Below are 23,436 nucleotides of genomic sequence, written 5' to 3'. Positions count from 1 at the left end.
GGGCGCTACAGCTGGAACGCGCTGATGGGTGCCTGCTCGGGGTACGCGGTCGGCCCGCCGATGTCATAGGCACCGTTGAGCGCGGCGATGAAAGTCGGATCGTGCAACGGTTCGCTGGGGATGTCGAGCTTGAACCCTCGTGCGTTGGCGTCGTCGACCATGATGTCGATCGCCTTGTCGATAGTCAGGTCGTCGGAACCGGACATGTTCTTGTCCAGTTCGTCGAAGTCGGAGAACACTTCAGCCGACCAGTGCACCAGGAACCGCAGTTCGTCGGTGCGGTGCCGGGCGATCACCTCCTCGCCGTTCTTGAGCAACCAGCGGTCACGGTCGTCGGGATCGCCGGTGAACACCGTGTCGAAGCCGAGGCCGGGCGGAATCTGCTGTTCCAGCGGCCCGTTCGCCTCACCCCGATGCACCATCATCTCGTTCTGCACCACCACGCCGCGGTTGTAGATGGGCGGTAGGACCCGCTTGGGCGCGCCCAGGGGACCGTCGGGCCAGTAGGTGAAACCGCTGCTGCCGTCGAGCGAAAACCAGGTGATCACCTGGGCCATCTTGATCAGATAGTCACGGAAAAGCCCGGACTTGCCCATCACGCTGGTCAACCAGGTCGGCGCGTTCTCGTGGCGTACGCCCCGGAAACTCGGCGAATCCAGATGTCCCGGATCGCGATTGGCGCACGGCCCGTTGATGTTGAACAGCATCAGTTGGGGCTTGGCGTATTCGGCGTTCCAGTAGCGCTTGGCCAGGTCCAGGAAACGCTGGTTGTAGAAGCAGTCGTGCAGTTGCGGGTAGAGCACCGCGCCGTAGTTGGCCAGATATCCGCGAAAGGTGGGCGTCAGAAACAGATCCAGCGACGGGGTGTATCCCTCGGGGAACAACCCGCTCATGGTCGCGATCAGTTCGTCGGCGGAGGCGAAGTGCTGGGAGATGATCAGCCGCCACGGGCCTTCGGAGCGCACGACATCCAGCAACCGCTCGCGTTGGTCGTCGCTGTAGACGTCGGTGATCTCGCGCGGCGGTGCGGCCGGCCGCAGTACGTCCGACAGTTCCTGGCGGCGCTCCTGGGTGAGCATCAGCTGTCTCCTTCCGAAAGTTGCGCTGTCAATTCTGGGTAACGCCGCCGTCCGGCGGATACGAGTTGTCCAGTCACCGGGACGTCAAAACCGAAGGGGGTTGGCGAACTTGGCCCGCACCAGGGCGCCGACTTCCGCGACCGCCAGCCGACCGCGCGCGGTCGCCGACGGGCGCATCAGGAACCCGTGGTACATCCCCGGATAGCGGGTCAGCGTGGTCTGCACGCCCGCTTCACACAGTCGCGCCGCGTACCGCTCGCCCCAGTCCCGGATCGGGTCGCAACCCGCTGTCGCCACGATGGCGGCGGGCAGGCCGCCGAGGTCGGACGCGTACGCCGGGACCAGGTAGGGGTCGCGTGGCGAACCGGCGTCACCGTCGGCCAGTGCGTGCAGGTAGTTGATGTCGTCGCGGGTCAGCATCGGCGCATCGGGCAGCGACGCGATCGACGGAACGGTCATATCGCGGTCCAGCCCGGGGTACAGCAAGACCTGCGCCGCGATGGGTGGCCCGCCACGGTCGCGGGCGGCCAGCGCGACGCCGGCCGCCAGCGCACCCCCCGCGCTGTCACCGACGACCGCAAGTCGATCCGGATCGACACCCAGTTCGCGGGCGCGGCCCCACACCCACTCGGTCGCGGCGTAGGCGTCCTCGAATTGGGCGGGCGGCGGCGATTCGGGGGCCAACCGGTATTCGACGGCGACGACCGCTGCCCCGCAGGCCGCAGCCAGCGCGCGCGCCAACGGCTCGAAGGAGTGATTGCTGCCCATGACCAGCCCACCGCCGTGGAAGTACACCAGCACGGGCAGCTCGGATTCCGTTGTCGGATAAAAGGTCCGGACCGTCAGCGATCCGGCGATCACCGCTTCGTCGACGGCTGCCATCTGGGGCATGTCGTCGGGCAGCGGGGTGGATTCGATCGCCGCGCGGACCGCGGCCAGACCCCGCTGGCGCATCGGCGGGACGTCGCCGAACGACGCGACACGTGCGGCGGCGTCGGGGTCCAGCGTCATGTGAGTGATGGGGGACGTTGCGCGGCAAGGACATCGGCGCGTTTTCGCATCGCCGTCGCCACCGACTCCTGGGTGATCAGGTAGAACCGGCCGGCGACGGCCTGCTCGAAAATCGTCTCGGCCGCGTCCAGCGGATCCATCGCGCCGGCTTTGACGTTGAGCATGGCGGTCCGCTGCGCCTCGGCGGCCCCGGCATCGCCGGCGGCGTCGACCCCACCCGCCGATTCGAAGATGTTGGAGACCACCGCCCCGGGCAGCACCGCCTGCACGTGAATGTGGTGGTGATGCCCGGCTGTCTCGACTTCCAGACGCAAGCACTCGGTCATCGCCAGCACCGCGTGCTTACTCATGATGTAGGGCGTCTGCAGCGGAATCGCGACCACCGCACCGACCGACGACAAATTCCACACCCACGCCTGCCCGTCGTCGGCCATCATCCGGGGCAGAAACGCTCTGATGCCGTGGAAGACTCCGCTGATGTTGACGTCGACCACGCGCTGCCAGTTGGCCGGCGGCGTGTCCCACAGGTAGCCGAATTGTTCGATGCCGGCGTTGTTCACCAACAGTCGCACCGGGCCCACGTCGCGATAGGTCCGGTCGGCCAGGTCCTCCATCGCGTCCGGGTCGCGGACATCGCAGACGACATCGACGCCCGCGTGCAGTTCGTCGCGCAACGACGCGATGGCGGACGCGTCGATGTCGGCCAGCACCACCGTCATCCCCAACCGGTCCGCATACCGTGCCAAACCCGCACCGATGCCGGCGCCCGCGCCGGTGATGACGGCCACGCCGCCGGAAAATGCGGCTCGCGCGCTCACGACCCGGTTGTGGATTCGGCGAGCAGCACGGAGTTGGTGGTGTCCAGGACGATGTCCATCTCGGTGAACTGCAGACCCTCGGCGGTGCGGCGCACGCCGACTTCCGCGACGCCGCTGGACACCGCGAACGGCACGAAGTTGGCGACCTGGTTGACGAAGATGTAGAACCGCGCGCGGGTGACGTCGCCGTCGGCGCCGGTGCGGTGCAGGTTGGTCGCATGGTGACGCAACGGATACGGACTCTGCTCACGATGCTCGGTCAACCATGCCAACACCGCGTCCCGCCCACGCAGTTCGGGGGACATCAGTTCCTCGAAAGGGCTTGCGCCGCTGTCACTTCTGGTCACGTACCGGATGTCGTCGGCGTAGCGCGCCGCGAGCTCGTCGTAGTGCGCTTCGTCGTAGTGGTACCAGAAGGCGGCGATGAACTCCTGCAGTTCCGGCAGCGAGATGTCGTTGCTCATGGGGGAAGTCAACTCTGCTGCGACCGAGTTGACATCCGCGTTGCCCGGTCAGTGGAACACCGGCTTCAACCGGTGATCAACCCCCATAACCCGCCGGCACTCGCGTAGAGCGCCGAGTCGGTGACCTGGTCGTCCCAGTATCGAAGCGATCCGAACTCCGATCGCCACGCCAGCGCGGCTCGGGTGAATTCGTGCAATCGGTGTTCACGTGTGGTACCGATCGCGCCGTGCGCTTGGTGGGCGTTACGCACCACCACCGAGGCTGCATGTCCGGCACACGAACGGGCCACCGCCACAAGGAAATCCAGATCCGGCGCCAACCAGCCGTTGGTGACGGCGGCGTTCAGCGCTGCCTCGGTGGCCGCGCGTGCGAGCGCAGCCTCGCCGGCCGCGTCGGAGACAAGGTGTTGCACGGCCTGGAACTTCGACAGCGGGCGGCCGAATTGGATCCGTGTGCCCACGTGCTCGATGCACAGCTGCACGATGCGGTCCAGCGCCGCGCACACCTGAATCGCCCGCAGCAGCCCCGATTTCAATCGCAGCTCGGTGACCAGGGCCAGGCTGACCGGCGTCCCGCGCAGGTTCGCGGAGTCCACCGACACCGCGTCGCGGGGCTCACCGATCAAGTTGGCACCCGGGGTGATCGTGAGTTCGTCGGCGCCGACGTCGGCCGCCTGATAGCCACCGTCGGCGCGCCACAGCACCACGACCCGCTCGGCGGTCGAAGCCCACGGCACATCCGTTGCCCGACCCTGCTTGTCGAGCATGCACACGGTCCGGACCGCGCCGTCAACGGGCAATCCGGCGGCCTCCAGCAACCAGCACGCCAACAAATCGTGCTCCGCCAACGGGATTCGGACGCCGGTGCTTGCCGCAGCGGTCAGCAGTTCGGCGGCTTCGAACCATCCCGCCCCGCTGCCGCCGTCGTGCTCGGCGCCGGTCAACCGCACCAAGCCGAGTTCGCCGAGACGCTGCCAGAGGTCGGCGTCCCATTCCACCGTCGCCGTCGGGTGCTTCTCGCGGTAGTCGACGAAAACCGCATTCATCATGTCGATCAGGTCCGGATCGACGACAGGACTGCCGCTCATCGCAGGCCCAATCCGCGCGCTATCACTCCGCGCAGCACCTCGTTGGTGCCGCCGCGCAGGGTGAATCCCGGCCGCTGGTCGACCGCCGCCCGAACCAGTTCGGAAAACACGGCGTCGGGACAGGCGTGCAGATCGGCGAACTCGGCTATGTCGCCCTCGGTGGTGGTGCCGAGCACTTTGACCACGGCGGCGGCGGTGTCGGCGGGCTCGTGCCGCTCCAGAGCACCGGCGACCGCGGTGGACATGTGGTGCAACCCGGCGATACGAGCCACCAGCCGTCCCAAACCCGCGTCTCGGGGGATGGTGTTGGCTGCCATTCGATCGGCGCAGGCCGCCAGCAGCACGAAGGTGGACAGAAACCGTTCCGGCCCACTGCGTTCGAAGGCCAACTCCGATGTCACCTGTCGCCACCCGTCGCCGATTTCACCGAACACCATGTCGTCCGGAACGAAGACGCCGTCGAGAATGACCTCGTTGAAGTGGTGTGCACCGTTCATCGAGACGATCGGGCGGATCTCGACCCCGGGGCCGCGCAGGTCGACGATGAACTGACTGAGCCCAGCGTGGCGATGTCCGGGGTCGACCGGCGCGGTGCGGGCCAGCGCGATGAACGCCTCCGCCAGGTGCGCCCCGGAGGTCCACACCTTCGTACCGGACAGCGACCAGCCGCCGTCGACGCGCTCGGCGCGGGTTCGCACGCTGGCCAGATCCGATCCGGAGTCGGGCTCGCTCATCCCGATGCCGAAGAAGCATTCGCCGCGAACGATTCGCGGCAAAAAATGCGACTTCTGCTTCTCGGTGCCGTACTTCAGCAGCGACGGCACGATCTGACGATCAGCGATCCAGTGCGCGGCAACGGGTGCGCCCGCCGCCAGCAACTCCTCGGTGACCACAAACCGTTCCAGAAACGAGCGTCCGTGCCCGCCGTACTCGACCGGCACCGTCATGCCCAGCCAGCCCCGCGCGGCCAGCGCGGCGGTGAAATCCTCGTCCCAGCGGGACAGCCAGGCGTCCACGGACGGGGTGAACGCGCCGGCCGCGAGCTGATCGGCGACGAACTCACGTACTTCGGCGCGCAGCGACGCCGCCGCCGCATCCTCGATTCCGGCCGGTGGCACCAACCGGAACCGTCCCCTCAGCTGGTCCGCCACTTGGCGATGCGCTGTTCGTGCTCGGGGTCGCGGTGTGCCAGCGGCTGCATCGCCGCGGCCATGGCCAGCGTCGTCTCCAGCGAACCGGTACGTGACTCCTGCAGCAGGCGTTTGGCCATCCGCAGGGAATGTGACGGGTTCTTGGCGATCCGCTCGGCGAGTTCCCGGGCCTGCGGGAGCAGCTCCTCATGCGGCACCACCCGGCTGACCAGTCCCCATTCCAGTGCGGTCGCCGCATCGATCCGGTCGCCGGTGAACGTCATCTCGGCCGCACGTTCATAGCCCGCGACACGCTGCAGGAACCAGGTGCCGCCGTCACCGGGAATGAGTCCGAGCTGCACGAAGCTTTCGGCGAAAGATGCGCGCTCCGAAGCGATCCGGATGTCGCACATCATCGCCACATCGCATCCGGCACCGATCGCCGCGCCGTTGACCGCGGCGATCAACGGCACCTCGAGCCGGCCCAGCGCCCGCGGGATCCGCTGGATCCCGTCGACGTAGGCGTAGCGCTGATCGAGGGCACCCAGACCGAACATCCCCGCCTGGTCGGCCATCTCCTTGACGTTGCCACCGGCCGAGAAGATCTTGCCTTCACCGGTGAGGATGACCGCGCGGACCTCGGTGTCGGTGTTTGCGCTGTCGACCGCGTCCTCGAACGCGGCGATGACGTCTTTCCCGGTGATCGCGTTCCCGACGGCGGGCAGATTGATGGTCCACGTCCGGATCGGTCCGTCGGTGGCAATGACTAGTGGCTCGGCGGGGTTGCTCATGCTGGCAACTGTAGGGACCGTGTCCCGCTGAGAGGAAAGGGCGGTCGCCTGGGTGCCTCGCGGCTTCGATACTGAGCGGCATGGCCTCGCTTGATCTCGAAGAACTTCGGGCGAACCTGAGATCAGCTGATCCGGGCGTCCTGGTCGCCGTGCTGGCCCAGCTGACCGGGGATGTGTCGGTGCTCGACCGCTTCGCGCCCAAGATCGCCCACGTCCCGGATCCGCCCGAGCGGGCGGGCGTCACCGACGCCGCGACTGCCGAAATCCTGGTAGAGGCCCTGGTCGCAGCCCTCGGTACGGAGCGGCCGGTGGGGGAGTTCGATGATGTCGAGTTGTTCCGGCGAGCCCTACCGGTGGCCCTGGGCGGCCCGGTTGACGACGAGTTCGTTCCGCTGCTGCTCGAGCAGGGTGGTTTCCAGCTCTCCCAGCCCACGCTGCCGCGCGCGGTCCCGATCCCGCCGACGACGACCGTGGCCATCATCGGTGCAGGCATCGCGGGCATGATCACCGCGTTGGCCGCGGCCGACGCCGGCGTCGGATTTCAGATTTTCGACCGCAACGACGAGGTCGGGGGGACCTGGCTGACCACGACCTACCCGGGCATCGGTGTGGACACTCCGTCCGCGTACTACTCGCTGTCCCGGGATCTGAACCCGGACTGGACGAGCTACTACCCGCAGGGTGCGGAGTATCAGGCTTACCTGGTATCGCTAGCCGACAAATACGATCTGCGCACCCACACCCGTTTCGGCACCGAAGTCGAGGCGCTGTGGTGGGACGAGGACCGCGCGCAGTGGCAGATCCACGCGGCGGACCGCGCCGGCAAGCGCGACGTCAGCTATGCCCGTGTGGTGGTCACCGCGGCCGGCTACCTCAACCGGCCGCGCTGGCCGGACCTGCCCGGCCGAGAGTCGTTCGAAGGCATCAGCATTCACTCCGCGGACTGGGATGCCTCGCTGGATCTGAGCGGTCGTCGCGTCGCGGTCATCGGCGCCGGTTGCACCGCCGTGCAAATCGTGGACGCATGCGTCGACGACGTCGAACACCTGACCGTGTTCCAGCGGCAACCGCACTGGGTGGCTCCACGCAAACGACTGACCGACGATGTGCCCGAGCACCGCCGCTACCTCGGCCGGCACGTGCCCTACTACGCGAACTGGAACCGGCTGAAGTCGTTCTGGGGTACGGCCGACAACAATTACCCGGTCATCCTGCGCGACCCCGGCTGGGCCGAAACGCATCTGTCCATCTCGCCGGCCAACGACGTGCTGCTGCAGATGTGCCTCGAATATATCGACCGAACTTTCGGCGCCGGAACGGAATTGGCCCAGAAGGTCACGCCCGATTTCGCGCCGTACGGCAAGCGGATCATCCGCGATCCGGGCGGCTATTACGCGGCGCTGACCCGCGACCACGTCGACGTCGAGGCATGCGAACCGTCGGCGGTCAACACGAAAGGCATTGTCACACAGGACGGCAGGCAGATCGACCTCGATGTGATCATCTACGCCACCGGGTATCACCTGGATTTTCTGTCCACCCTCGACATCCGCGGCCGCGACGGACGTCGACTCGCCGACGTGTGGGGCGACAGCCCCGCCGCCTACCGGGGCGGCACCGTACCGGGATTCCCGAACCTGTTCATCAACTCCGCGCCAAACTACAGTCCGGGCCACGGCGCCGGCGCCAACTTCTCGATGGAGGTGATGGCCCACTACATCGTCGAGTGCCTGCAACTGATGGCGCTACGCGATGCAACCGTCATAGAGGTGACGCGGCAGGCCTACGACGAGTACGTCGCGGCCATCGATGAGGCGATGGCAGGCACGGTGTGGTGCCACACGCCCAACGCGCACACCTATTACCGCTCGGGTTCCGGACGGGTGGTGGTAGCCACCCCGTTCCGGCTGGTCGACTTGTGGCATCAGCACCGGGCGCCCGTCGAAGACCACTTCGAGTTGCGATGACCGAGTTGCTTTCGGGTAGAACGGCTTTGGTGACCGGTAGCAGCCGGGGGATTGGCCGCGCCATCGCGCGACGACTCGCCGCCGAAGGCGCCACGGTGGTGGTGACGGCCCGATCTCACGCTCAGTCCACGTCGACGCGGGCCGGCGCGACCACCACCTTGCCGGGCACCATCGCGGAGACTGTCGCATTGATCGACGACGCCGGCGGCCGGGCGCTAGGTATCGCGGCGGACCTGGAAGACCCCACGCAGCGAGATGGGTTGATCGAACGGGTGATTGAGCACACCGGGCGCCTCGACATCCTGGTCAACAACGCGGGATTCGCCGACTATTCGACGGTCGAGAACATGCCGCTGGACACCTTCGAGCGCACGATCGAGCACTACCTCCGCATTCCGTTCGTCCTGACCAAAGCCGCCATCCCGGTCATGCGCCGCCAAGGCGCCGGTTGGATCGTCAACATCGGCTCGGTCACCGGTGTGGCGCCCATGCGTCCCTACCGGGACTACAACAAGACCGCCGGCGACGTCGTCTATGCGTCCTGCAAGGCCGCGCTGCACCGGTTCACGCAGGGAGTGGCCGCCGAACTGCTGGGCGCCGACATCGCCGTCAACTGCGTCGCGCCGTCGACCGCGATCCGCACTCCCGGTGCGGCGCAACTGATCCCCGACTCGTTTCCCACCGAACCGGTGGAATATCTGGCCGAAACCGTGCTGGCGATGTGCCATCGCCCGGCCGCCGAGCGCACCGGGTTGGTGGCGTTCAGCTTGCACTATCCGTGGTTGCACTCTCTGCCGGTGCATTCCCTGGACGGGGCCTCGATCCTGCCGCCGCTGGAGCCACCCGCAACAGCCAACCCGAACATCCGGCCCGCGGGGGTGTAGCAGCTCAGCGCGTCTGTGGGAGGCGTTCCCACCTTGCGGCTTCGGGCAGCACGCAGAAGCTGTGGCACAACCGGTCCCGGACAATCACGTCGGGGCATTCGGGATCAAACCAGCGGTCCACCACCGCCCAGTGGATCGGATGCATCAGATACGGACCCACCAGGCCATCGACGTCGGTGAAGCCCTGCTCGAACACATGCGTCCACGGTGAGGAGCCCACCGCCTCCTGTACGCGGCTCAATTGCCAAGCGGTGATGGTCTTTACGTACCGCGGCATGGCCCCCAGTTCGTCCTCGAAGCGCGCGACGGTGGCGGCGGCGGTGCCGGGCGCTACCCGCAGCAACAAGGTGCGGTAGACGGTGCCGCTGACGGCGTCGACGCGAACCGGGGATCCCGAATAGCCGGCGCCGTTGACCCGTTCCACGGCGGGGTCGGCAAGCACAGCCGCGAAATCCGGTTCGAGCGAACGCCAGTCGGACTCGGATCCGAAGCGCAGATGAACGAGAACATCGCCGCCGTTGCGTGAGCCGGGCATCGTCGGCTCCACGATCCGGTAGGGCGCGCGCGTCGCGACAGCACGCAGGCCGGCGAGGACGCGTGTTCGGCTGGACTCGGACACGTCGAGCAACCGGGTGACGCTATACATCGCACAGCTCGTCCACGTCGTCGGCGGCGGCAGCGAAGGAGCGCGACCGCTCGACGACCAATTCGCTGATCCGCGACCACCATTCGGCCAGGCCGGGATCCGGGCGACCCTGCCACGTCATCTCCCACCAAGCCTGCACGTTGGGCAGCGTCCAGGTGATCGTGACGGTGTTGCCGGCGTCGTCGAACCAGATCGGTGGGCTGACCAAGACGTCACGTAACGTCATGCCCCGCGCGCGGGCACCGGGTGCGTACTCGGCGAGATAAGCGTCGACGAACCGTCGCCCGCACCCCGGCCGGGTCAGTACCCGGTCGATCACGTACACCAGGCCCTCACTCATGGGCGGGCTCCAGAGCGGCGCGCAGCGTTTCGCATGCCTGTTGCCGCGCTACCGCCGCGATGTCGAGTGTCGGCATGCTCAGGAAACCATGTATCGCGCCGTCGAACCGCAGGCATGTCACCGGTACGCCCGCGGCGTCAAGGGCATCCGCGTAGTCCAGCGCCTCGTCGCGCAACGGGTCGTGCCCGGCGATCACCATGACAACGGGTGGCAGTCCGGACAATTCGCCGTTCGACGGTGCGGCATAGGGGTGGGTGCGATCGTCGAGCCTGGGCACGTACTGGTCCCAGTACCACTGCATGGCCGGCTTCGGGTTGTAGTAACCGCGGCCGAAGAGCCGGTAGGACTCGGTGTCGAAGTCGGGTGTGAGCACGGGGTAGATCAGCAGTTGCGCGGCCAGACCGGGTCCGCCGCGGTCACGGGCCTTGAGTGCGGTCACGGCGGCCAAGTTGCCGCCGGCGCTGTCACCGCCAACCGCGACGCGGCCGGTGTCGCCACCGAACGCGCCGGACGCTGCCGCCTGGACGACGGCGTACATGTCCTCGACCGCGGCCGGCCAGGGATGCTCCGGCGCCAACCGGTATCCGACCGAGACAACCACGGCGGGAACAGCATTGGCGAGACTTCGGCACAGCGCGTCGTGACTGTCCAGATCGCAGAACACGAACCCGCCGCCGTGCGCGTAGACCAGCACCGGCTGCCCCTCGCCCGCGGGCCGGTACACCCGCACCGGGAGGTCCCCGCCCGGCCCGGCGACGACGTCGTCGCGGACCTTCCGGACCGGTTCGGGTTCGGCGGACGCAACGAACCTGGCCCGGATGGCGGCTCGGGCCTCGGCGCCGGTCATGGTGTGCACCGCTGGGAAGCCGGAGTCCAAAGTTTCCAGCAGTCCGGCGATCTGGGGGTCGAGACTCACGCGTACTGCAGGGCCGGACGCAGCGGGCGCAGCGGCTGCAGGGTTGGGGCGACTCGCTGCGGCCCGTCTTCCACGTTGCGCCAGATGCCCATCGCGATCATGCGGACCGGCGCGGCCAGGCGCTGATCGAACATCATCCGCTTCATCGGCCCGCACACCGACACCGCCGCCACTGCCTCGCCGGGCGCACCGATCGGGGCCGCGACGCACCCGAATCCGAGCAGCGACTCCTCCCGCTCGAACGCCACGCCATGTGCCCGTACCTTCGCCAACTCGGCGGCAAGTTGCGACCCGGTGCAGATCGAGTACTTCGTCTTGCGAACCCGCACATCCACTTCCGACGCTTCGCCGTAGGCCATCATCGCCTTGCCGACGGCCGTGCAGTGCGCCGGCTGCCGTCCACCCACGCGGGTCGGGATGCCGTCGCAGAGCCGGTCGCCGACCTTGTCCAGATACAGCACGTCGGCCCCGTCCAATACCGCCAGGTGTACGACAAGCCCGGTGGCGCGGTGCAATTCGGCCAGCAGGGGTTTGGCCGCGCGCACCAGCCGGTCCTGGTGCACGGCCAGCGAACCCAGCTCGACCAGGCGCATGCCGAGCTCGTAGTCACGGCCGTTGCGGCGCAGCCAGCGCAGTTGCACCAGCCGATCGAGCATCCGGTGTGCCGACGAGCGGGGTAGGCCGGTGCGCCGCACGATCTGGGCCAGGGTGAGCCGTCCCGGTCCGTCGAACGCGTCCAGCACCAGGGAGATGCGGTCGATGACGGCACTTGGTGTGGCTGTCTCGTCAGGCATAGAGCCTCCTAAGCGATATATTCCTATTAGGAATATCACACCGATGTGGCGCTTGTCACCGACACGGCGAGCAGACGCAAAAGCACCCGAAAATCTACGTTTTCGGGTGCTTTTGCGTCTGTTCGCGCCAAGAGCGCCGCCGCCACAAGCGCGGCACGCGGCGCTGGGGCACTCACATGCGCATGGCGGCGGGCGGCTCCGGGATCCACTGGTGACCCCAGTAGCTGTCGGCCGTGATTTCCTCTGCGGTGTAATAGGTTTCGTCGACCCGCATCCCGTCGGTACCGAACTCGATGTCCCAGTCGCCGGGGGCGCGCACGTAGAACGACACCATCTTGTCGTTGGTGTGCCGTCCCAGGGTGGAGGAAACGGTGAAACCGTCGGCGTTGACGCGGTCCAGTGCCTGGCCGACGGCATCGAGGGTGTCGACTTCGACCATGACATGTACCAGTCCCGGGTCGCGCTGGTGCATCGCCGGGGCGATCGCCAGGCTGTGATGACGCGCATTGATCCCCAGGAAGCGCACCCGGATCGGACCGAATTCGGCCGGCAGCGGTATCCGGAAGGCGCCGCGAGACCGGAAACCCAGTACGTCGGTGTAGAACTCGAACAGTCCCTTGGGATCGCTCGCCGGCACCACGACGTGGCCCAGCCCCTGATCGCCGGTCACGAACTTTGCGCCGAACGGCGTGACCACCGGGCTGTGGTCCAGCACGGCGCCGTGGAACACCTCCAGCGTCGTCCCGGCCGGATCCTCGAAAGTGATCACCTCTTCGACGCGGCGGGCGTCCGCCTCCTTGACGGACAATTCCTTGAACGCGACGCCGGCCCCGTCCAGCGCGGCCTTGACCCGCTGCAATGCCGCGTGGTCGCGCACTTCCCAGCCGACAGTGATCACCCGGTCGACGTCACCCGGCACCACGATGATGCGGGCGGCGCGCTCGTCCATGCGCAGGTACAGCGCCGAACTGTCGGGACCTTTCCCTTCGGCGAAACCGAGCACACCGAAGGCGAACCGCCGCCACCGCTCGATGTCGTTGGTCGAAACCGTGATGTAGCCAAGGCTTTTCAGTTCGCTCACCGCAGGCCTCAGATCAGTGCCCGCAGCGGGCCCATCGGGGGCTCGACACCCAGGGAGCTGAGCGACGACGCGTGATAGGTGGAGCCGGGGACGTGGATGGCGTGCATCTGGCCGACGTGCACGTCGCGCCAATACCGTTGCAGTGGCTTGTCCATTCGCGCCGCGTTGCCGCCGGAGCGGGCGAAGATCTCGTCGACGGCCGACACGGCACGCCACACGGCGCGGATCTGGGTGCGTCGGCCCGCCGCACGGTCGGCGAACGACACTTCCTTGCCGGCGGCCACCAGGTCGTAGATGCGGTCGGCGTTGGCCAGCAGTTCCTGCCGGGCCGCGTTGATGTCGGCTGCGGCCTCGCCGATCGCGTACATGACGTAGGGGTCGTCTTTGATCGCGGTGCCCGTCGCGCCGACCCGCTCCCGCTGATAGTCCAGGTGCGCGGCCAGTGCGCCTTCGGCGATCCCGATGGTCGCCGCGGAGATGCCCAGCGGGAACATCGTCGACCACGGCATCAGGTACAGCGGCTCGGTCATGCCGGCTTCCCGCTGCGCGGTACCGTCCATGACCTTGGTGGCGTCCATTGTCCGGTAGGCCGGCACGAACGCATCCTTGACGATGACGTCCTTGGAGCCGGTTCCCCGCAGCCCCACCACATTCCACGAGTCGTCGACGATCTCGTAGTCCTTGCGGGGCAGGATCATGTGCAACATCTGCGGCGGCATCAGCGGCACGCCCTCGGGGTTGGCGAGCATCGCGCCCAGGATGATCCAGTCGCAGTGGTCGGTGCCGGAGCTGAACTGCCACCGGCCGTTGAAGACGTAGCCCCCATCGACCGGCCGGGCGACTCCCTGCGGCGCGTACGGGGACGCCATCCAGGTGTCCACGTCGTCGGCCCAGATCTCGGCGGCGACCTTGGGGTCGGCGTAGGCGAGCTGGTAAGGATGCACGCCCACCACGCCGACGATCCATCCGGCGGCCGGATCGAGTGCCGCCGTCGCCATCGTCGTCTCGGCGAACTCGCGGGGGTGGACCTCGAACCCCTGGTACTGCTTGGTTTGCAGCAGGCGGATCAGCCCGGCCGACTTCATCATCTTGACCGTCTCGTCGGTGAGGCGGCCGATGCGCTCGGCTTCGGGGCCCTGCTCGCGCAGTTGGTCGGCTATCTCGACTACTCGATCTATAACCCGCTCGCTCATGCTGTCGTCCTAACGTGTGTGGGCTCATCTAATGGTGTACCGCAGCGGGCGGGGAAACCGAAGGCGATCCCGATGAACGGGAGGGGTCTGTGTTCGCGGGCGTCGAGGTCTTACGGTGGATGCTTGTGAGCTCCGATCAGCCTCTCGACGTCGTGGTCGTAGGTGCCGGCTTCGCCGGTCTGTACGCCCTGCACAAGCTGCGCGCCCAGGGGCTGAGGGTGCTGGTGGTCGAGGCTGCTTCCGAGCTCGGCGGCACCTGGTACTTCAACCGCTATCCCGGCGCCCGCTGCGACGTGGAAAGCGTCGACTACTGTTACTCGTTCTCCGAGGAACTGCAGCAGGAATGGGACTGGACCGAGAAGTACGCCACTCAGCCCGAGATCCTGCGTTATCTGAACTGGGTCGCCGACAAACTCGACCTGCGCCGCGACATCGTGCTCAACACCCGCGTCGTTTCGGCGGTGCTCGACGAGGCGACGCTGCGGTGGACTCTGCGCACCGACACCGGCGAGACCTGGACGGCGCGGTTCTGCCTGATGGCCACCGGGCCGCTGTCGGATGCGATGACTCCGAGCTTCGACGGACTGGACACCTTCGGGGGCGAGATCTACCACACCGCCCACTGGCCGCACGAACCCGTGGACTTCACCGGCAAACGGGTGGCGGTCATCGGGACCGGATCCTCTGGCATCCAGACGATTCCGATCATCGCCGAGCAGGCCGCCCAACTCTACGTCTTCCAGCGCACCCCGAACTTCAGCGTTCCCGCCGGCAACAAACCCCTCACCGCAACCGAACTCGCGGAGATCAAGGCGGGTTACGCCGAACGCCGCCGGTTGTCCTGGCTCAGCGGTGGTGGCTCGCCGCACCTCACTGCGGACAAGCCGACCATGGAGTTCACCCCGGACGAGCGACGGGCGGCGTTCGAAAAGCGTTGGCAACTGGGCGGTGTGCTGTACTCGAAGACGTTCCCGGATCAGATGACGGACATGGCGGCCAATGACGAGGCCCGCCGGTTCTACGAGGAGAAGGTCCGCGCTGTGATCGACGATCCGGCGGTGGCCGAATTGTTGATCCCGAACGACCACCCGATCGGCACCAAACGAATCTGCACCGACAGCAACTATTTTCAGACATTCAACAAACCGAACGTGTCGCTGATCAGCGTTCGTGCCACGCCGATCGAATCGATCGACGCCACCGGGATCAACACCAGCGAAACACATTACGACCTCGACGCCATCGTCTTCGCCACCGGATTCGACGCCCTGACCGGTGCGCTGGGCAAGATCGACATCGCCGGGCGCGACGGAGTGCGGTTGCGCGACAACTGGGCCCACGGTCCCCGCACCTATCTGGGGTTGGGCATCGACGGATTCCCCAACCTGTTCGTCATCTCCGGTCCCGGAGCCCCGGCCGTGCTGGCCAACATGGTTTTACACGCCGAGGCACACGTGAACTGGATTGCCGACGCCATCGGCTACCTCGACGACCACTCTTACGCCGCGATGGAACCCACCCGGGACGCGGTGGACGGTTGGGTCGCCGAATTGGCGCGCCGCGCCGACGCATCGCTGTTCGTCAAGGCGGACTCGTGGTATCTGGGCGCAAACGTCCCCGGAAAGCCCAGGGGTTTCATGCTTTTCGTGGGTGGATTCGCCACCTACAACCAGATCTGTGCCGAGGTCGCCGACGCCGGCTACAAGGGATTCGACTTCGTCAAACAGCCATGACAGCGGGTTTGCAGGACAAGGTCGTCCTGGTCACCGGGGCGTCGCGCGGCACCGGCCGAGTGCACTGCCAGCGGTTCGCCGACGAAGGTGCCGACGTGATCGCGCTGGACTTCCCGGAGGCAGCCGACGAATTGCGCATAACCGCAACCGAAGTCGAGAGCCGGGGTCGTCGCTGTGCGACGGGTCTGGCGGACGTCGCCGATCTGGCGGCTCTCACCGCCGCGGTGGACACCGCGGTGGCCGAGTTGGGACGCCTGGACGTGGTGATCGCCAACGCCGGGATCCACACGGCCGGCGCGCCGTCATGGGAACTCGACCCGCAGGTGTGGCAGCGCACCCTCGACATCAACCTGACCGGGGTGTGGCACACGGTCCGGGCCTCGGTGCCCCACATCGGGCCGGACGGAGGATCGGTCGTCATCATCAGCTCCACCAACGGGCTCCGCGGCACCGCCAACACCGCCCACTACACCGCCAGCAAGCACGCCGTGGTCGGCTTGGCGCGCACCCTGGCCAACGAGCTCGGACCCCGCCGGATCCGGGTCAACACCGTGCACCCCGGTGCGGTGGCCACTCCGATGGTGTTGAACGAGAACACTTTCCGCCGTCTACGCCCCGACCTGGCGAACCCGACGGCAGCCGACGCCGCCGAGGTGTTGACGGCGCGCAACCTGCTGCCGGTGCCGTGGGTCGAGCCGGTCGACATCGCCAACGCCGTGCTGTTCCTCGCCTCCGAACAGGGCCGCTACATCACCGGCACCCAGCTCGTCGTCGACGCCGGGCTCACCCAGAAGACGACATGACAAGGCTGCACGGCAAAACGGCACTGATCACCGGCGCTGCCCGCGGCATCGGGCGTGCGCAAGCGGTGCGCTTCGCGCAGGAGGGCGCCGACATCGTCGCGCTGGACATCTGCGGCCCCGTCGACACGGTGATCATTCCGCACAGCACGCCGGGCGACCTCGACGAGACAGCCCGGCTGGTCACCGAGGCGGGTGCACGCATCCACACCGAAGTCGTCGACGTGCGCGATCTGACCGCCATGCGCGCCGCCGCGGACCGCGGCGCCGAACAGTTCGGCGGACTGGACATCGTCTGCGCGACCGCCGGAATCACCTCGCGCGCAACGGCTGCCGATATGGGTGAGGACGCGTGGCGCACCATGCTCGACGTCAACCTGACCGGGGTGTGGCACACCTGCCGGGTCACCGCACCGCACTTGATCGCTCGCGGCGCCGGCGCGATGGTGCTGACCAATTCGATCGCCGGGATGCGCGGTCTGGTCGGCGTGGCGCACTACACCGCCGCCAAACACGGCGTCACCGGCCTGATGAGAAGCCTGGCCCACGAGCTTGCGCCGCACGGTATCCGGGTGAACTGTGTGCATCCCACCAACGTCGACACCCCGATGATCCAGAACGAGGCCGTCAGCAGCGCGTTTCGTCCCGACCTGGACCGTCCGCCGACCCGCGCCGAGTTCGCTGAGGCCGCGCGGACCATGAACCTGCTCGCGGTGCCGTGGGTGGAGCCGGTGGACGTCGCGAATGCGACGCTGTTTCTGGCGTCCGACGAGGCGCGCTACATCACCGCGGTGAACCTGCCCGTCGACGCGGGCGCCACCCAGCGATGAGGAGGGGCGAAAACATGACGTTGGCAACGCAGTACGGGCCATGGGCGGTGATCGCCGGAGGCTCGGAGGGGGTCGGTGCCGAGTTCGCCCGGCAACTGGCGCACGACGGGGTCAATCTGGTGCTGATCGCCCGTAACCTACAGCCACTGGAGGAGACCGCGACGAGCTGCCGCGAAATCGGGGTGCAGGTGCGGGCCGTTGCGGTGGATCTGCTTGACCCGGAGGCGATTTCACGTATCCGGACCGAGGCGGCCGACCTCGAGGTCGGCTTGCTGATCTACAACGCCGGTGCCAACACCTGCCGAGAACAGTTCCTGGACGCCGACCTGGCCGCGATCACCCGCGTGATCGACTTGAACGTGACCCGAATGCTGGAACTCGTCCAGCACTTCGGCCGATCCATGCGCGAGCGGGGCCGCGGCGGCATCATCCTGGTCGGTTCGATCGCCGGGTCGTACGGCTCGATGCGACAGTCGGCCTACACCGGAGTCAAGGCGTTCAGCCGGGTGTTCGCCGAAAGCCTGTGGCTCGAGTTGCGCGACTACAACGTCGACGTACTCGAACTCCTGTTGGGGGTGACCCGCACCCCGGCCATGGAACGGGCCGGACTCAACTTCGACGTGCCTGGTCTGGTCGTGTCCGAACCGGCCGATGTGGCGCGTGAGGGGCTGGCGAATCTGGGCAACGGGCCGGTGCACATCGCCGGTGATAATGCCGCCTCGGTGCGGTGGGGCAGTGGACCGGACCGCGCGGCGATCGTCCTGGGCGCGCACCAGCGAGTCCAGGCGTTGATCGGGGGTGACTCATGACCGACGTCGAGTACCTCGCTGCCCGGCTGCGGTTGCTGGAGGACGAACGCGACATCGCCCGCCTGATCGCCTCGTACGGTCCGGCAGTCGATGCCGGCGATCCCGATGCGACCGCGCGGTTGTGGGCCGAGGACGGCGTCTACGACGTGGACCTGATGCGCATGGAAGGTCGCGCCGAGGTGCATGCCATGGTCAGTTCCGCGGCGCACCAGAAAATGGTGGCAGCCGGGTGTTGCCATTTTCTGGGGCCCTGTGTGGTGACGGTCGACGGCGACTCCGCGGTGGCGGTGTGCGAGTCGCTGGTATTGGTCCGCGACGGCCGGGGGTACCGCGTCTGGCGTTGCACTGCAAACCATTTCGTGCTGCACCGGATCGACGGGCAGTGGCGGATCGGTACCCGCACCAGCCGGGTGCTGGACGGAAACCCGCAAGCGCACGCGCTGCTCACGAAGGACCTATCTAGATAGGAACGCCAGCACGGTGCTCTCGAACGCCGCCTTGGCCTCGATCATCGCCCAGTGCCCACAGTTGGGGAACACGTGCAGCTCCGCGTTCGGGATGGTGCGCATCGGGATCAGCGCCATGTCCAGCGGACTCACCCGGTCGTCGCGGCCCCACGTCAACAACGTGGGTGCGGTCACCTTGTGCATCACCGCCCACGGCATCGGCCGGTCGGCGGCGCTCATCGCCGCCATCATCGCCGAATACGCGGCCTTGCCGTACATCCGGCGCGCTGCGGCCAGCGTGTCGGGATCGGTGGCCAGCTGCCAACGTTCCTCGACGAGTTCCTCGGTGACCAGCGACTGGTCGTAGACCATCGACTTCAGCCAGTCGACGAGTCGCTGCCGGGTCGGGTCTTCGGTGAACTCCTGCAGCAACCGGATGCCTTCGCTGGGGCCGGGGCTGAAGGTGTTGGTGCCGATGCCACCGATCGTGACCAACCGGTCGATGCGGTCCGGGTTCCGGATGGCGAAGTTCACACCGACCCCGCCGCCCATCGAGTTTCCGACGATGTGCACCCGCTCGATCCCGAGGGCATCCAGGAACGGCGCCACCACACCCTGCGCGGTGATCATCGGGTGGCCGCCGAGGTCGTCGGTGACGCCGAAGCCGGGGAATTCCAGTATTAGACAACGGAAGTGCGCGCTGAAGGCGGGCAACACCCCGCGGAAGTTGCGCCAGCCGGTGACGCCCGGGCCGGAGCCGTGCAGGAACAGCAAAGTCGGAGTGGGGCCGGCCGCCCAGTCGTAGTAGCGCAGGGTCCCGACGGAGGTGTCGATCTCACGCAGGTTGTCGATCGGGGCAGACGCGTTGGCCACGTCCGTCACCCTGCCATGACCACGCGGCGTGCGGGAACGCGTGTACCGCTGACCGGGCATCGAAGGTCCAAAGTCATCGGTTTCTAGGGACACCATGCCCTCGTCTGCGCGACGGGATCGCGCCATCGTGAAGACATGAGCGCGCATTTCCCGGATGACGGCACTGTTCGGACTGTCCTACGGCTGGCGTCGCGGGCGCCGTCAGTGCACAACACGCAACCCTGGCGCTGGCGGGTGGACGAAGCCAGTCTGCACCTCTACTGCGACTCGACGTTGCAGTTGCCCATCACCGACCCCGACGGTCGAGACCTGATCCTCAGTTGTGGTGCGGCGCTCAATCACTGCGTCGTCGCCTTAGCCGCGACGGGTTGGCACGCCAAGGTGACCCGGCTGCCCAACCCCGCTGACCCGAGTCACCTGGCGGCCGTCGAAGTCACTCCGCACCCGGCCGACCAGCCCGACATCATGATGGCCGCGGCGATACCGCGCCGGCGCACCGATCGGCGGCACTACAGTTTCTGGCCCGTCGCGACGGGCGACATCGCGCTGATGGTCGCGCGCACGGCCCGCACCGGCGTGGCGTTGCGTCAGATCGATGCCACCGACAAGCTGAACGAGATTGTGGCGGAATCGGTTTGGAACCACGTGAACGACCCGGAGTATCTCGCCGAGCTCACCGCGTGGAGTGGCCGGCACGCCTCGGCCGACGGAGTCCCGGCCCGCAGTACGCCGGAACCGGATTTGAATGCGGCGGTACCCGGCCGACTGTTTGCCCGTCCGGCGCTGGCCACTCCGGCCGGTGGGGCACCCGGCGTCGACAATGCCGCGATTCTGGCGCTGGGAACCGCGACCGACGACAGGTTGGCGTGGTTGCGGGCCGGCGAAGCCACCAGCGTCGTGCTGCTCACCGCGACCGCGCTGGGACTGTCCAGCTGCCCGGTCACCGAGCCGCTCGAGATCGGTGAGACGCGTGCGGCGGTGCGCTCGGACGTCTTCGGTGTCGACGGATATCCGCAGATGCTGCTCCGGGTGGGCTGGGCGCCCATCAACGCCGACCCGTTACCGTCTACGCCGCGTCGCGACCTCGACGACTTCGTCGAATGGATCGCCGACGGCCAACAGTCCGTCGCGCGTTAGGTTGAGGCCGGGCCGCCGTCAGGGGAGGCAGGCCCGGCTTGATTGAAGCGGAATCTGCGGCCTGTGACCATCTCGGCCAGCACCCGAACGTAATGCGTTTTCGTCGTCGACGTCCACGACAGCAAATCCGCACGCTCGGCTTCCGCGAGGTCTTCGTCGTCGCGCACCGAGCGGGCCACCCCCTTGACGATCACGCTCCAGCCTTCGGCGGTGGTGTATTCGTCGGCCTCGAAGACCACCTGATTGTTGATCGCGGTGCTGATCAACTTGGTGCCTTCGGCGGTGCGGAACAGCACGGTACGGCGCTGCACGGCGAAGTTGACCGGAAAAATCTGCGGCCGCCCGTCGACGCTGGTCACGAGGCGTCCGATGGGCACACTTCGCAGCAGATCCCAGCATTCACTCTCGGGCAAGATGGTGACGCCGTCACCGGAGCCTGACACCAGACCACTCCCTTCGGCAGTTGATCTTCTCAACCGTAACCGTAGCGAGGTCGCCCCGACCTCCCGCGCCGTCGAGTGCGACCGACCGATCGACCAATGGCCTGCCGGTGTGGACTTCAGTCCCTAGCGCCCGCCGACGCGATCGAATGATGATCAGGTCGAGAGAGTCGCGAGCCGCGGCGAAAGTGCGACGACAGACTGACTGGGGGTGGGACCGATGACGGCGGCGGGGCCGGATTTCGAGTTGATCCGTGCGGTGGTGGCACTCGCGTGCCGGGCTCCGTCGCTGCACAACAGTCAGCCCTGGCGCTGGATCGCCGAAGGAGCGACGCTGCACCTGTCGGCGGACCCGCGCCGGATGATGCACGCAACCGATCACTCCGGGCGTGAACTGAGGATCAGTTGTGGCGCCGTGCTGGATCACCTTCGGGTCGCGCTGGCGGCCGCCGGTTGGGACAGCAGCACCGAGCGGTTCGATGGCCACGCGGCTCACCTTGCGACACTTCATGTTTGGCCACAACAGGCCAGCGCGGCAGTCCTGAAGAGGGCCGAGGCGATACGGCGGCGGCGCACCGACCGGCTGCCGTTCGCCGCACCCACGGGATGGCCTGCGCTGCAGGCCGAGCTGCACAACGCGGCAGATCACCACGGCGTCCTGCTGGACGTGGTCGCCGACGAGCAGCGTCCCGCGCTGGCCGAGGCCTCCAAGCTCACCGAAACGCTGCGCAGTTACGACACTTCCTATGTGTCCGAATTACGTTGGTGGACTTCTCCTTTCGAGTCCGATGCGACCCACGTGCCGGACAGCGCGCTGATATCCAGCGACGAGGCCGCACGCGTCGACGTCGCGCGGGCCTTCCCGCCGGCGGGGCCCGGCCACCGCCGCGCCGGCATCGACCACGACCGGTCCAAAATCGTGGTGCTGTCCACCCGCGACGACGACCCGCGCGAGGTGCTGCGGTGCGGCGAGGCACTGTCGGCGGTACTGCTCGAGTGCACCGTGGCCGGGATGGCCACATGTACGTTGACGCACATGACCGAGATGGCCATGAGTCGCAACATCATCACCCAGATCACCGGCGGCGAGGGACACCCCCAGGCGCTGATCCGCGTCGGCAGGTCACCGGCCGACGGGCCGCATGGCGCACCCACGCCACGACGGCCGGTCTCCGAAGTACTCGAGTTCCGTGGGTGAGCAACGAATGGTTGGGTATCTCACACGGCCGGGGCTCCTCTGCCGATGGTGTTTGCGGGTATCCGAGAGCCGGTGCGAGAAAGGAATCAGATGACCACATCCGTCCAACGTCGAGGTCTGGTCGTCGGTGTCGACGGATCGCCGCCGTCGGATGCCGCGGTGACCTGGGCGGCTCGGGACGCGGCATTGCGCGGCGTCCCACTGACGCTGGTGCACATGCTCAACGCACGCGTGCCGACGTTCCCGCAGATTCCGTTGCCGGGCGGGGCGGCGGTGTGGCAGGACGACGACGGCCGCCGGATACTCGACGCGGCGGCCGAACTCGCTCGTGAAGCGGCAGGGGCGAGTCATACCCTCGACATCGCGACCGAACTGAAGACGTCGCCGCCGGTGCCCACCCTGGTCGAGTTCTCCGAGCGTGCGGAGATGGTCGTCGTCGGCAGCAACGGTCGCGGCGTGGTGGGGCGCGTGTTGGTGGGCTCGGTGAGTTCGGGCGTGCTGCGCGACGCCAAGTGCCCCGTCGTCGTCGTCCGGGACGAAGCACCCCCGCCTCCCGAGGACGCTCCGGTGCTGCTCGGCGTGGACGGGTCGGAGATCTCCGAAGTGGCGACGGGGATCGCGTTCGACGAGGCGTCCCGTCGTGGCGTCAAGCTGGTCGCCATCCATGCCTGGAGCGACAACGAGGTCCTCGACCTCGGCGGCTACGACTGGTCGGAGCTGGAGTCCCAAGCCGGCCAGGTGCTGCTGGAACGTCTGTCGGGTTGGGAGCAACGCTATCCCGACGTCACCATCGAGCGGCTGGTGGTCCGGGACAGCGCGGCTCGCGAGCTGATCGAACGGTCCCGTACCGCTCAGCTGCTGGTCGTCGGTAGCCACGGGCGCGGTCGCATCGAACGCCTGCTGCTCGGCTCGGTGAGCAATGCCGTCGTGCATTCGGTGCACATACCGGTCGTTGTGGCCCGACCCAC

At 67.4% G+C, this 23,436-nt stretch carries 25 protein-coding genes; 10 read left to right on the top strand and 15 right to left on the bottom strand.

The window, feature by feature from the left end:
- Window positions 1–5: 5 nt before the first annotated feature.
- The 7 genes from AC5Y46_RS25825 to AC5Y46_RS25795 form a co-directional block, all read right to left on the bottom strand.
- Window positions 6–1,079, bottom strand: a complete 1,074-nt coding sequence (locus tag AC5Y46_RS25825; protein ID WP_499993766.1) for a hypothetical protein — start codon at window positions 1,077–1,079, stop codon at window positions 6–8.
- A gap of 84 nt (window positions 1,080–1,163) precedes the next feature.
- Window positions 1,164–2,099, bottom strand: a complete 936-nt coding sequence (locus AC5Y46_RS25820) for an alpha/beta hydrolase (protein WP_499993767.1) — start codon at window positions 2,097–2,099, stop codon at window positions 1,164–1,166.
- The gene (locus AC5Y46_RS25815) at window positions 2,087–2,908 is read right to left on the bottom strand and encodes an SDR family NAD(P)-dependent oxidoreductase (protein WP_499993764.1); all 822 of its coding nucleotides are present in this window, start codon (window positions 2,906–2,908) and stop codon (window positions 2,087–2,089) included. The genes AC5Y46_RS25820 and AC5Y46_RS25815 overlap by 13 nt, the downstream gene beginning before the upstream one ends.
- Window positions 2,905–3,372, bottom strand: a complete 468-nt coding sequence (locus AC5Y46_RS25810; protein WP_499993763.1) for a nuclear transport factor 2 family protein — start codon at window positions 3,370–3,372, stop codon at window positions 2,905–2,907. Before AC5Y46_RS25810 ends, AC5Y46_RS25815 begins: the two co-directional genes overlap by 4 nt.
- A gap of 65 nt (window positions 3,373–3,437) precedes the next feature.
- Complete coding sequence (locus tag AC5Y46_RS25805) at window positions 3,438–4,460, bottom strand: acyl-CoA dehydrogenase family protein (RefSeq protein WP_499993762.1); 1,023 nt, start codon at window positions 4,458–4,460, stop codon at window positions 3,438–3,440.
- On the bottom strand, window positions 4,457–5,611 hold the full coding sequence (locus AC5Y46_RS25800; RefSeq protein ID WP_499946540.1) for an acyl-CoA dehydrogenase family protein: 1,155 nt from the start codon (window positions 5,609–5,611) through the stop codon (window positions 4,457–4,459). The genes AC5Y46_RS25805 and AC5Y46_RS25800 overlap by 4 nt, the downstream gene beginning before the upstream one ends.
- Window positions 5,596–6,381: a crotonase/enoyl-CoA hydratase family protein gene (locus tag AC5Y46_RS25795; RefSeq protein ID WP_499946541.1), complete on the bottom strand. Its 786-nt coding sequence runs from the start codon at window positions 6,379–6,381 to the stop codon at window positions 5,596–5,598. The genes AC5Y46_RS25800 and AC5Y46_RS25795 overlap by 16 nt, the downstream gene beginning before the upstream one ends.
- 80 nt (window positions 6,382–6,461) lie before the next feature.
- Between AC5Y46_RS25795 and AC5Y46_RS25790 the strand changes: the two genes are divergently transcribed.
- Both AC5Y46_RS25790 and AC5Y46_RS25785 read left to right on the top strand, forming a co-directional pair.
- Window positions 6,462–8,348, top strand: coding sequence for a flavin-containing monooxygenase (locus AC5Y46_RS25790; RefSeq protein WP_499993760.1), 1,887 nt, complete (start codon window positions 6,462–6,464; stop codon window positions 8,346–8,348).
- Complete coding sequence (locus AC5Y46_RS25785) at window positions 8,345–9,232, top strand: SDR family NAD(P)-dependent oxidoreductase (RefSeq protein WP_499993758.1); 888 nt, start codon at window positions 8,345–8,347, stop codon at window positions 9,230–9,232. The genes AC5Y46_RS25790 and AC5Y46_RS25785 overlap by 4 nt, the downstream gene beginning before the upstream one ends.
- A gap of 4 nt (window positions 9,233–9,236) precedes the next feature.
- Here AC5Y46_RS25785 and AC5Y46_RS25780 read toward each other — a convergent pair whose 3' ends face one another.
- The 6 genes from AC5Y46_RS25780 to AC5Y46_RS25755 all read right to left on the bottom strand — a co-directional run bounded on the left by AC5Y46_RS25780 (window position 9,237) and on the right by AC5Y46_RS25755 (window position 14,202).
- Complete coding sequence (locus tag AC5Y46_RS25780) at window positions 9,237–9,878, bottom strand: Dabb family protein (RefSeq protein ID WP_499993757.1); 642 nt, start codon at window positions 9,876–9,878, stop codon at window positions 9,237–9,239.
- Complete coding sequence (locus AC5Y46_RS25775; protein ID WP_499993755.1) at window positions 9,871–10,218, bottom strand: hypothetical protein; 348 nt, start codon at window positions 10,216–10,218, stop codon at window positions 9,871–9,873. The genes AC5Y46_RS25780 and AC5Y46_RS25775 overlap by 8 nt, the downstream gene beginning before the upstream one ends.
- The gene (gene lipP1, locus AC5Y46_RS25770) at window positions 10,211–11,134 is read right to left on the bottom strand and encodes a LipP1 family hormone-sensitive lipase (protein ID WP_499993754.1); all 924 of its coding nucleotides are present in this window, start codon (window positions 11,132–11,134) and stop codon (window positions 10,211–10,213) included. Before lipP1 ends, AC5Y46_RS25775 begins: the two co-directional genes overlap by 8 nt.
- The gene (locus AC5Y46_RS25765) at window positions 11,131–11,928 is read right to left on the bottom strand and encodes an IclR family transcriptional regulator (protein WP_499993752.1); all 798 of its coding nucleotides are present in this window, start codon (window positions 11,926–11,928) and stop codon (window positions 11,131–11,133) included. The genes lipP1 and AC5Y46_RS25765 overlap by 4 nt, the downstream gene beginning before the upstream one ends.
- Window positions 11,929–12,100: 172 nt before the next feature.
- Window positions 12,101–13,009: a biphenyl-2,3-diol 1,2-dioxygenase gene (gene bphC / locus AC5Y46_RS25760; RefSeq protein WP_499993751.1), complete on the bottom strand. Its 909-nt coding sequence runs from the start codon at window positions 13,007–13,009 to the stop codon at window positions 12,101–12,103.
- 8 nt (window positions 13,010–13,017) lie between these two features.
- The gene (locus tag AC5Y46_RS25755) at window positions 13,018–14,202 is read right to left on the bottom strand and encodes an acyl-CoA dehydrogenase family protein (protein WP_499993750.1); all 1,185 of its coding nucleotides are present in this window, start codon (window positions 14,200–14,202) and stop codon (window positions 13,018–13,020) included.
- A gap of 119 nt (window positions 14,203–14,321) precedes the next feature.
- Between AC5Y46_RS25755 and AC5Y46_RS25750 the strand changes: the two genes are divergently transcribed.
- Genes AC5Y46_RS25750 through AC5Y46_RS25730 form a run of 5 tightly spaced genes read left to right on the top strand, consistent with a single transcriptional unit; the run spans window position 14,322 to window position 18,841 of the window.
- Complete coding sequence (locus tag AC5Y46_RS25750; protein WP_499993748.1) at window positions 14,322–15,935, top strand: flavin-containing monooxygenase; 1,614 nt, start codon at window positions 14,322–14,324, stop codon at window positions 15,933–15,935.
- Entirely contained in the window at window positions 15,932–16,738 is an 807-nt protein-coding gene (locus AC5Y46_RS25745) for a mycofactocin-coupled SDR family oxidoreductase (RefSeq protein ID WP_499993747.1), read from the top strand. The genes AC5Y46_RS25750 and AC5Y46_RS25745 overlap by 4 nt, the downstream gene beginning before the upstream one ends.
- Window positions 16,735–17,565, top strand: a complete 831-nt coding sequence (locus tag AC5Y46_RS25740) for a mycofactocin-coupled SDR family oxidoreductase (RefSeq protein ID WP_499993745.1) — start codon at window positions 16,735–16,737, stop codon at window positions 17,563–17,565. The genes AC5Y46_RS25745 and AC5Y46_RS25740 overlap by 4 nt, the downstream gene beginning before the upstream one ends.
- 14 nt (window positions 17,566–17,579) lie before the next feature.
- Window positions 17,580–18,374 carry an SDR family NAD(P)-dependent oxidoreductase gene (locus AC5Y46_RS25735; protein WP_499993743.1) on the top strand — a complete coding sequence of 265 codons (795 nt, stop codon included), beginning with the start codon at window positions 17,580–17,582 and terminating at the stop codon, window positions 18,372–18,374.
- The gene (locus AC5Y46_RS25730) at window positions 18,371–18,841 is read left to right on the top strand and encodes a nuclear transport factor 2 family protein (RefSeq protein ID WP_499993742.1); all 471 of its coding nucleotides are present in this window, start codon (window positions 18,371–18,373) and stop codon (window positions 18,839–18,841) included. Before AC5Y46_RS25735 ends, AC5Y46_RS25730 begins: the two co-directional genes overlap by 4 nt.
- Here AC5Y46_RS25730 and AC5Y46_RS25725 read toward each other — a convergent pair.
- Window positions 18,830–19,693 carry an alpha/beta fold hydrolase gene (locus AC5Y46_RS25725; protein WP_499993741.1) on the bottom strand — a complete coding sequence of 288 codons (864 nt, stop codon included), beginning with the start codon at window positions 19,691–19,693 and terminating at the stop codon, window positions 18,830–18,832. The two genes, AC5Y46_RS25730 and AC5Y46_RS25725, sit on opposite strands and share 12 nt — an antisense overlap.
- A gap of 135 nt (window positions 19,694–19,828) precedes the next feature.
- Between AC5Y46_RS25725 and AC5Y46_RS25720 the strand changes: the two genes are divergently transcribed.
- Window positions 19,829–20,830 carry an Acg family FMN-binding oxidoreductase gene (locus tag AC5Y46_RS25720; RefSeq protein ID WP_499993740.1) on the top strand — a complete coding sequence of 334 codons (1,002 nt, stop codon included), beginning with the start codon at window positions 19,829–19,831 and terminating at the stop codon, window positions 20,828–20,830.
- On the opposite strand, the gene AC5Y46_RS25715 is transcribed toward AC5Y46_RS25720, so the two are convergent.
- On the bottom strand, window positions 20,827–21,273 hold the full coding sequence (locus AC5Y46_RS25715) for a pyridoxamine 5'-phosphate oxidase family protein (RefSeq protein WP_499993738.1): 447 nt from the start codon (window positions 21,271–21,273) through the stop codon (window positions 20,827–20,829). The genes AC5Y46_RS25720 and AC5Y46_RS25715 overlap by 4 nt on opposite strands.
- Window positions 21,274–21,490: 217 nt before the next feature.
- Between AC5Y46_RS25715 and AC5Y46_RS25710 the strand changes: the two genes are divergently transcribed.
- Window positions 21,491–22,468 carry an Acg family FMN-binding oxidoreductase gene (locus tag AC5Y46_RS25710; RefSeq protein ID WP_499993736.1) on the top strand — a complete coding sequence of 326 codons (978 nt, stop codon included), beginning with the start codon at window positions 21,491–21,493 and terminating at the stop codon, window positions 22,466–22,468.
- A gap of 90 nt (window positions 22,469–22,558) precedes the next feature.
- A partial coding sequence (locus tag AC5Y46_RS25705; protein WP_499993735.1) for a universal stress protein occupies window positions 22,559–23,436 on the top strand: 878 nt, incomplete at its 3' end.

It is taken from the genome of Mycobacterium sp. NGS59 (genome assembly GCF_059812345.1).
This window is presented reverse-complemented; position numbering and strand designations above follow the sequence as displayed.

Coding starts and splice junctions, on each gene's coding strand:
- AC5Y46_RS25790 (WP_499993760.1), top strand. CDS start 6,462: ATGGCCTCGCTTGATCTCGAAGAACTTCGGGCGAACCTGAGATCAGCT.
- AC5Y46_RS25755 (WP_499993750.1), bottom strand. CDS start 14,202: ATGAGCGAGCGGGTTATAGATCGAGTAGTCGAGATAGCCGACCAACTG.
- AC5Y46_RS25810 (WP_499993763.1), bottom strand. CDS start 3,372: ATGAGCAACGACATCTCGCTGCCGGAACTGCAGGAGTTCATCGCCGCC.
- AC5Y46_RS25730 (WP_499993742.1), top strand. CDS start 18,371: ATGACCGACGTCGAGTACCTCGCTGCCCGGCTGCGGTTGCTGGAGGAC.
- AC5Y46_RS25785 (WP_499993758.1), top strand. CDS start 8,345: ATGACCGAGTTGCTTTCGGGTAGAACGGCTTTGGTGACCGGTAGCAGC.
- AC5Y46_RS25795 (WP_499946541.1), bottom strand. CDS start 6,381: ATGAGCAACCCCGCCGAGCCACTAGTCATTGCCACCGACGGACCGATC.
- AC5Y46_RS25740 (WP_499993745.1), top strand. CDS start 16,735: ATGACAAGGCTGCACGGCAAAACGGCACTGATCACCGGCGCTGCCCGC.
- AC5Y46_RS25775 (WP_499993755.1), bottom strand. CDS start 10,218: ATGAGTGAGGGCCTGGTGTACGTGATCGACCGGGTACTGACCCGGCCG.
- AC5Y46_RS25805 (WP_499993762.1), bottom strand. CDS start 4,460: ATGAGCGGCAGTCCTGTCGTCGATCCGGACCTGATCGACATGATGAAT.
- AC5Y46_RS25710 (WP_499993736.1), top strand. CDS start 21,491: ATGACGGCGGCGGGGCCGGATTTCGAGTTGATCCGTGCGGTGGTGGCA.
- AC5Y46_RS25735 (WP_499993743.1), top strand. CDS start 17,580: ATGACGTTGGCAACGCAGTACGGGCCATGGGCGGTGATCGCCGGAGGC.
- AC5Y46_RS25750 (WP_499993748.1), top strand. CDS start 14,322: ATGCTTGTGAGCTCCGATCAGCCTCTCGACGTCGTGGTCGTAGGTGCC.
- AC5Y46_RS25825 (WP_499993766.1), bottom strand. CDS start 1,079: ATGCTCACCCAGGAGCGCCGCCAGGAACTGTCGGACGTACTGCGGCCG.
- AC5Y46_RS25780 (WP_499993757.1), bottom strand. CDS start 9,878: ATGTATAGCGTCACCCGGTTGCTCGACGTGTCCGAGTCCAGCCGAACA.
- AC5Y46_RS25720 (WP_499993740.1), top strand. CDS start 19,829: ATGAGCGCGCATTTCCCGGATGACGGCACTGTTCGGACTGTCCTACGG.
- AC5Y46_RS25745 (WP_499993747.1), top strand. CDS start 15,932: ATGACAGCGGGTTTGCAGGACAAGGTCGTCCTGGTCACCGGGGCGTCG.
- AC5Y46_RS25765 (WP_499993752.1), bottom strand. CDS start 11,928: ATGCCTGACGAGACAGCCACACCAAGTGCCGTCATCGACCGCATCTCC.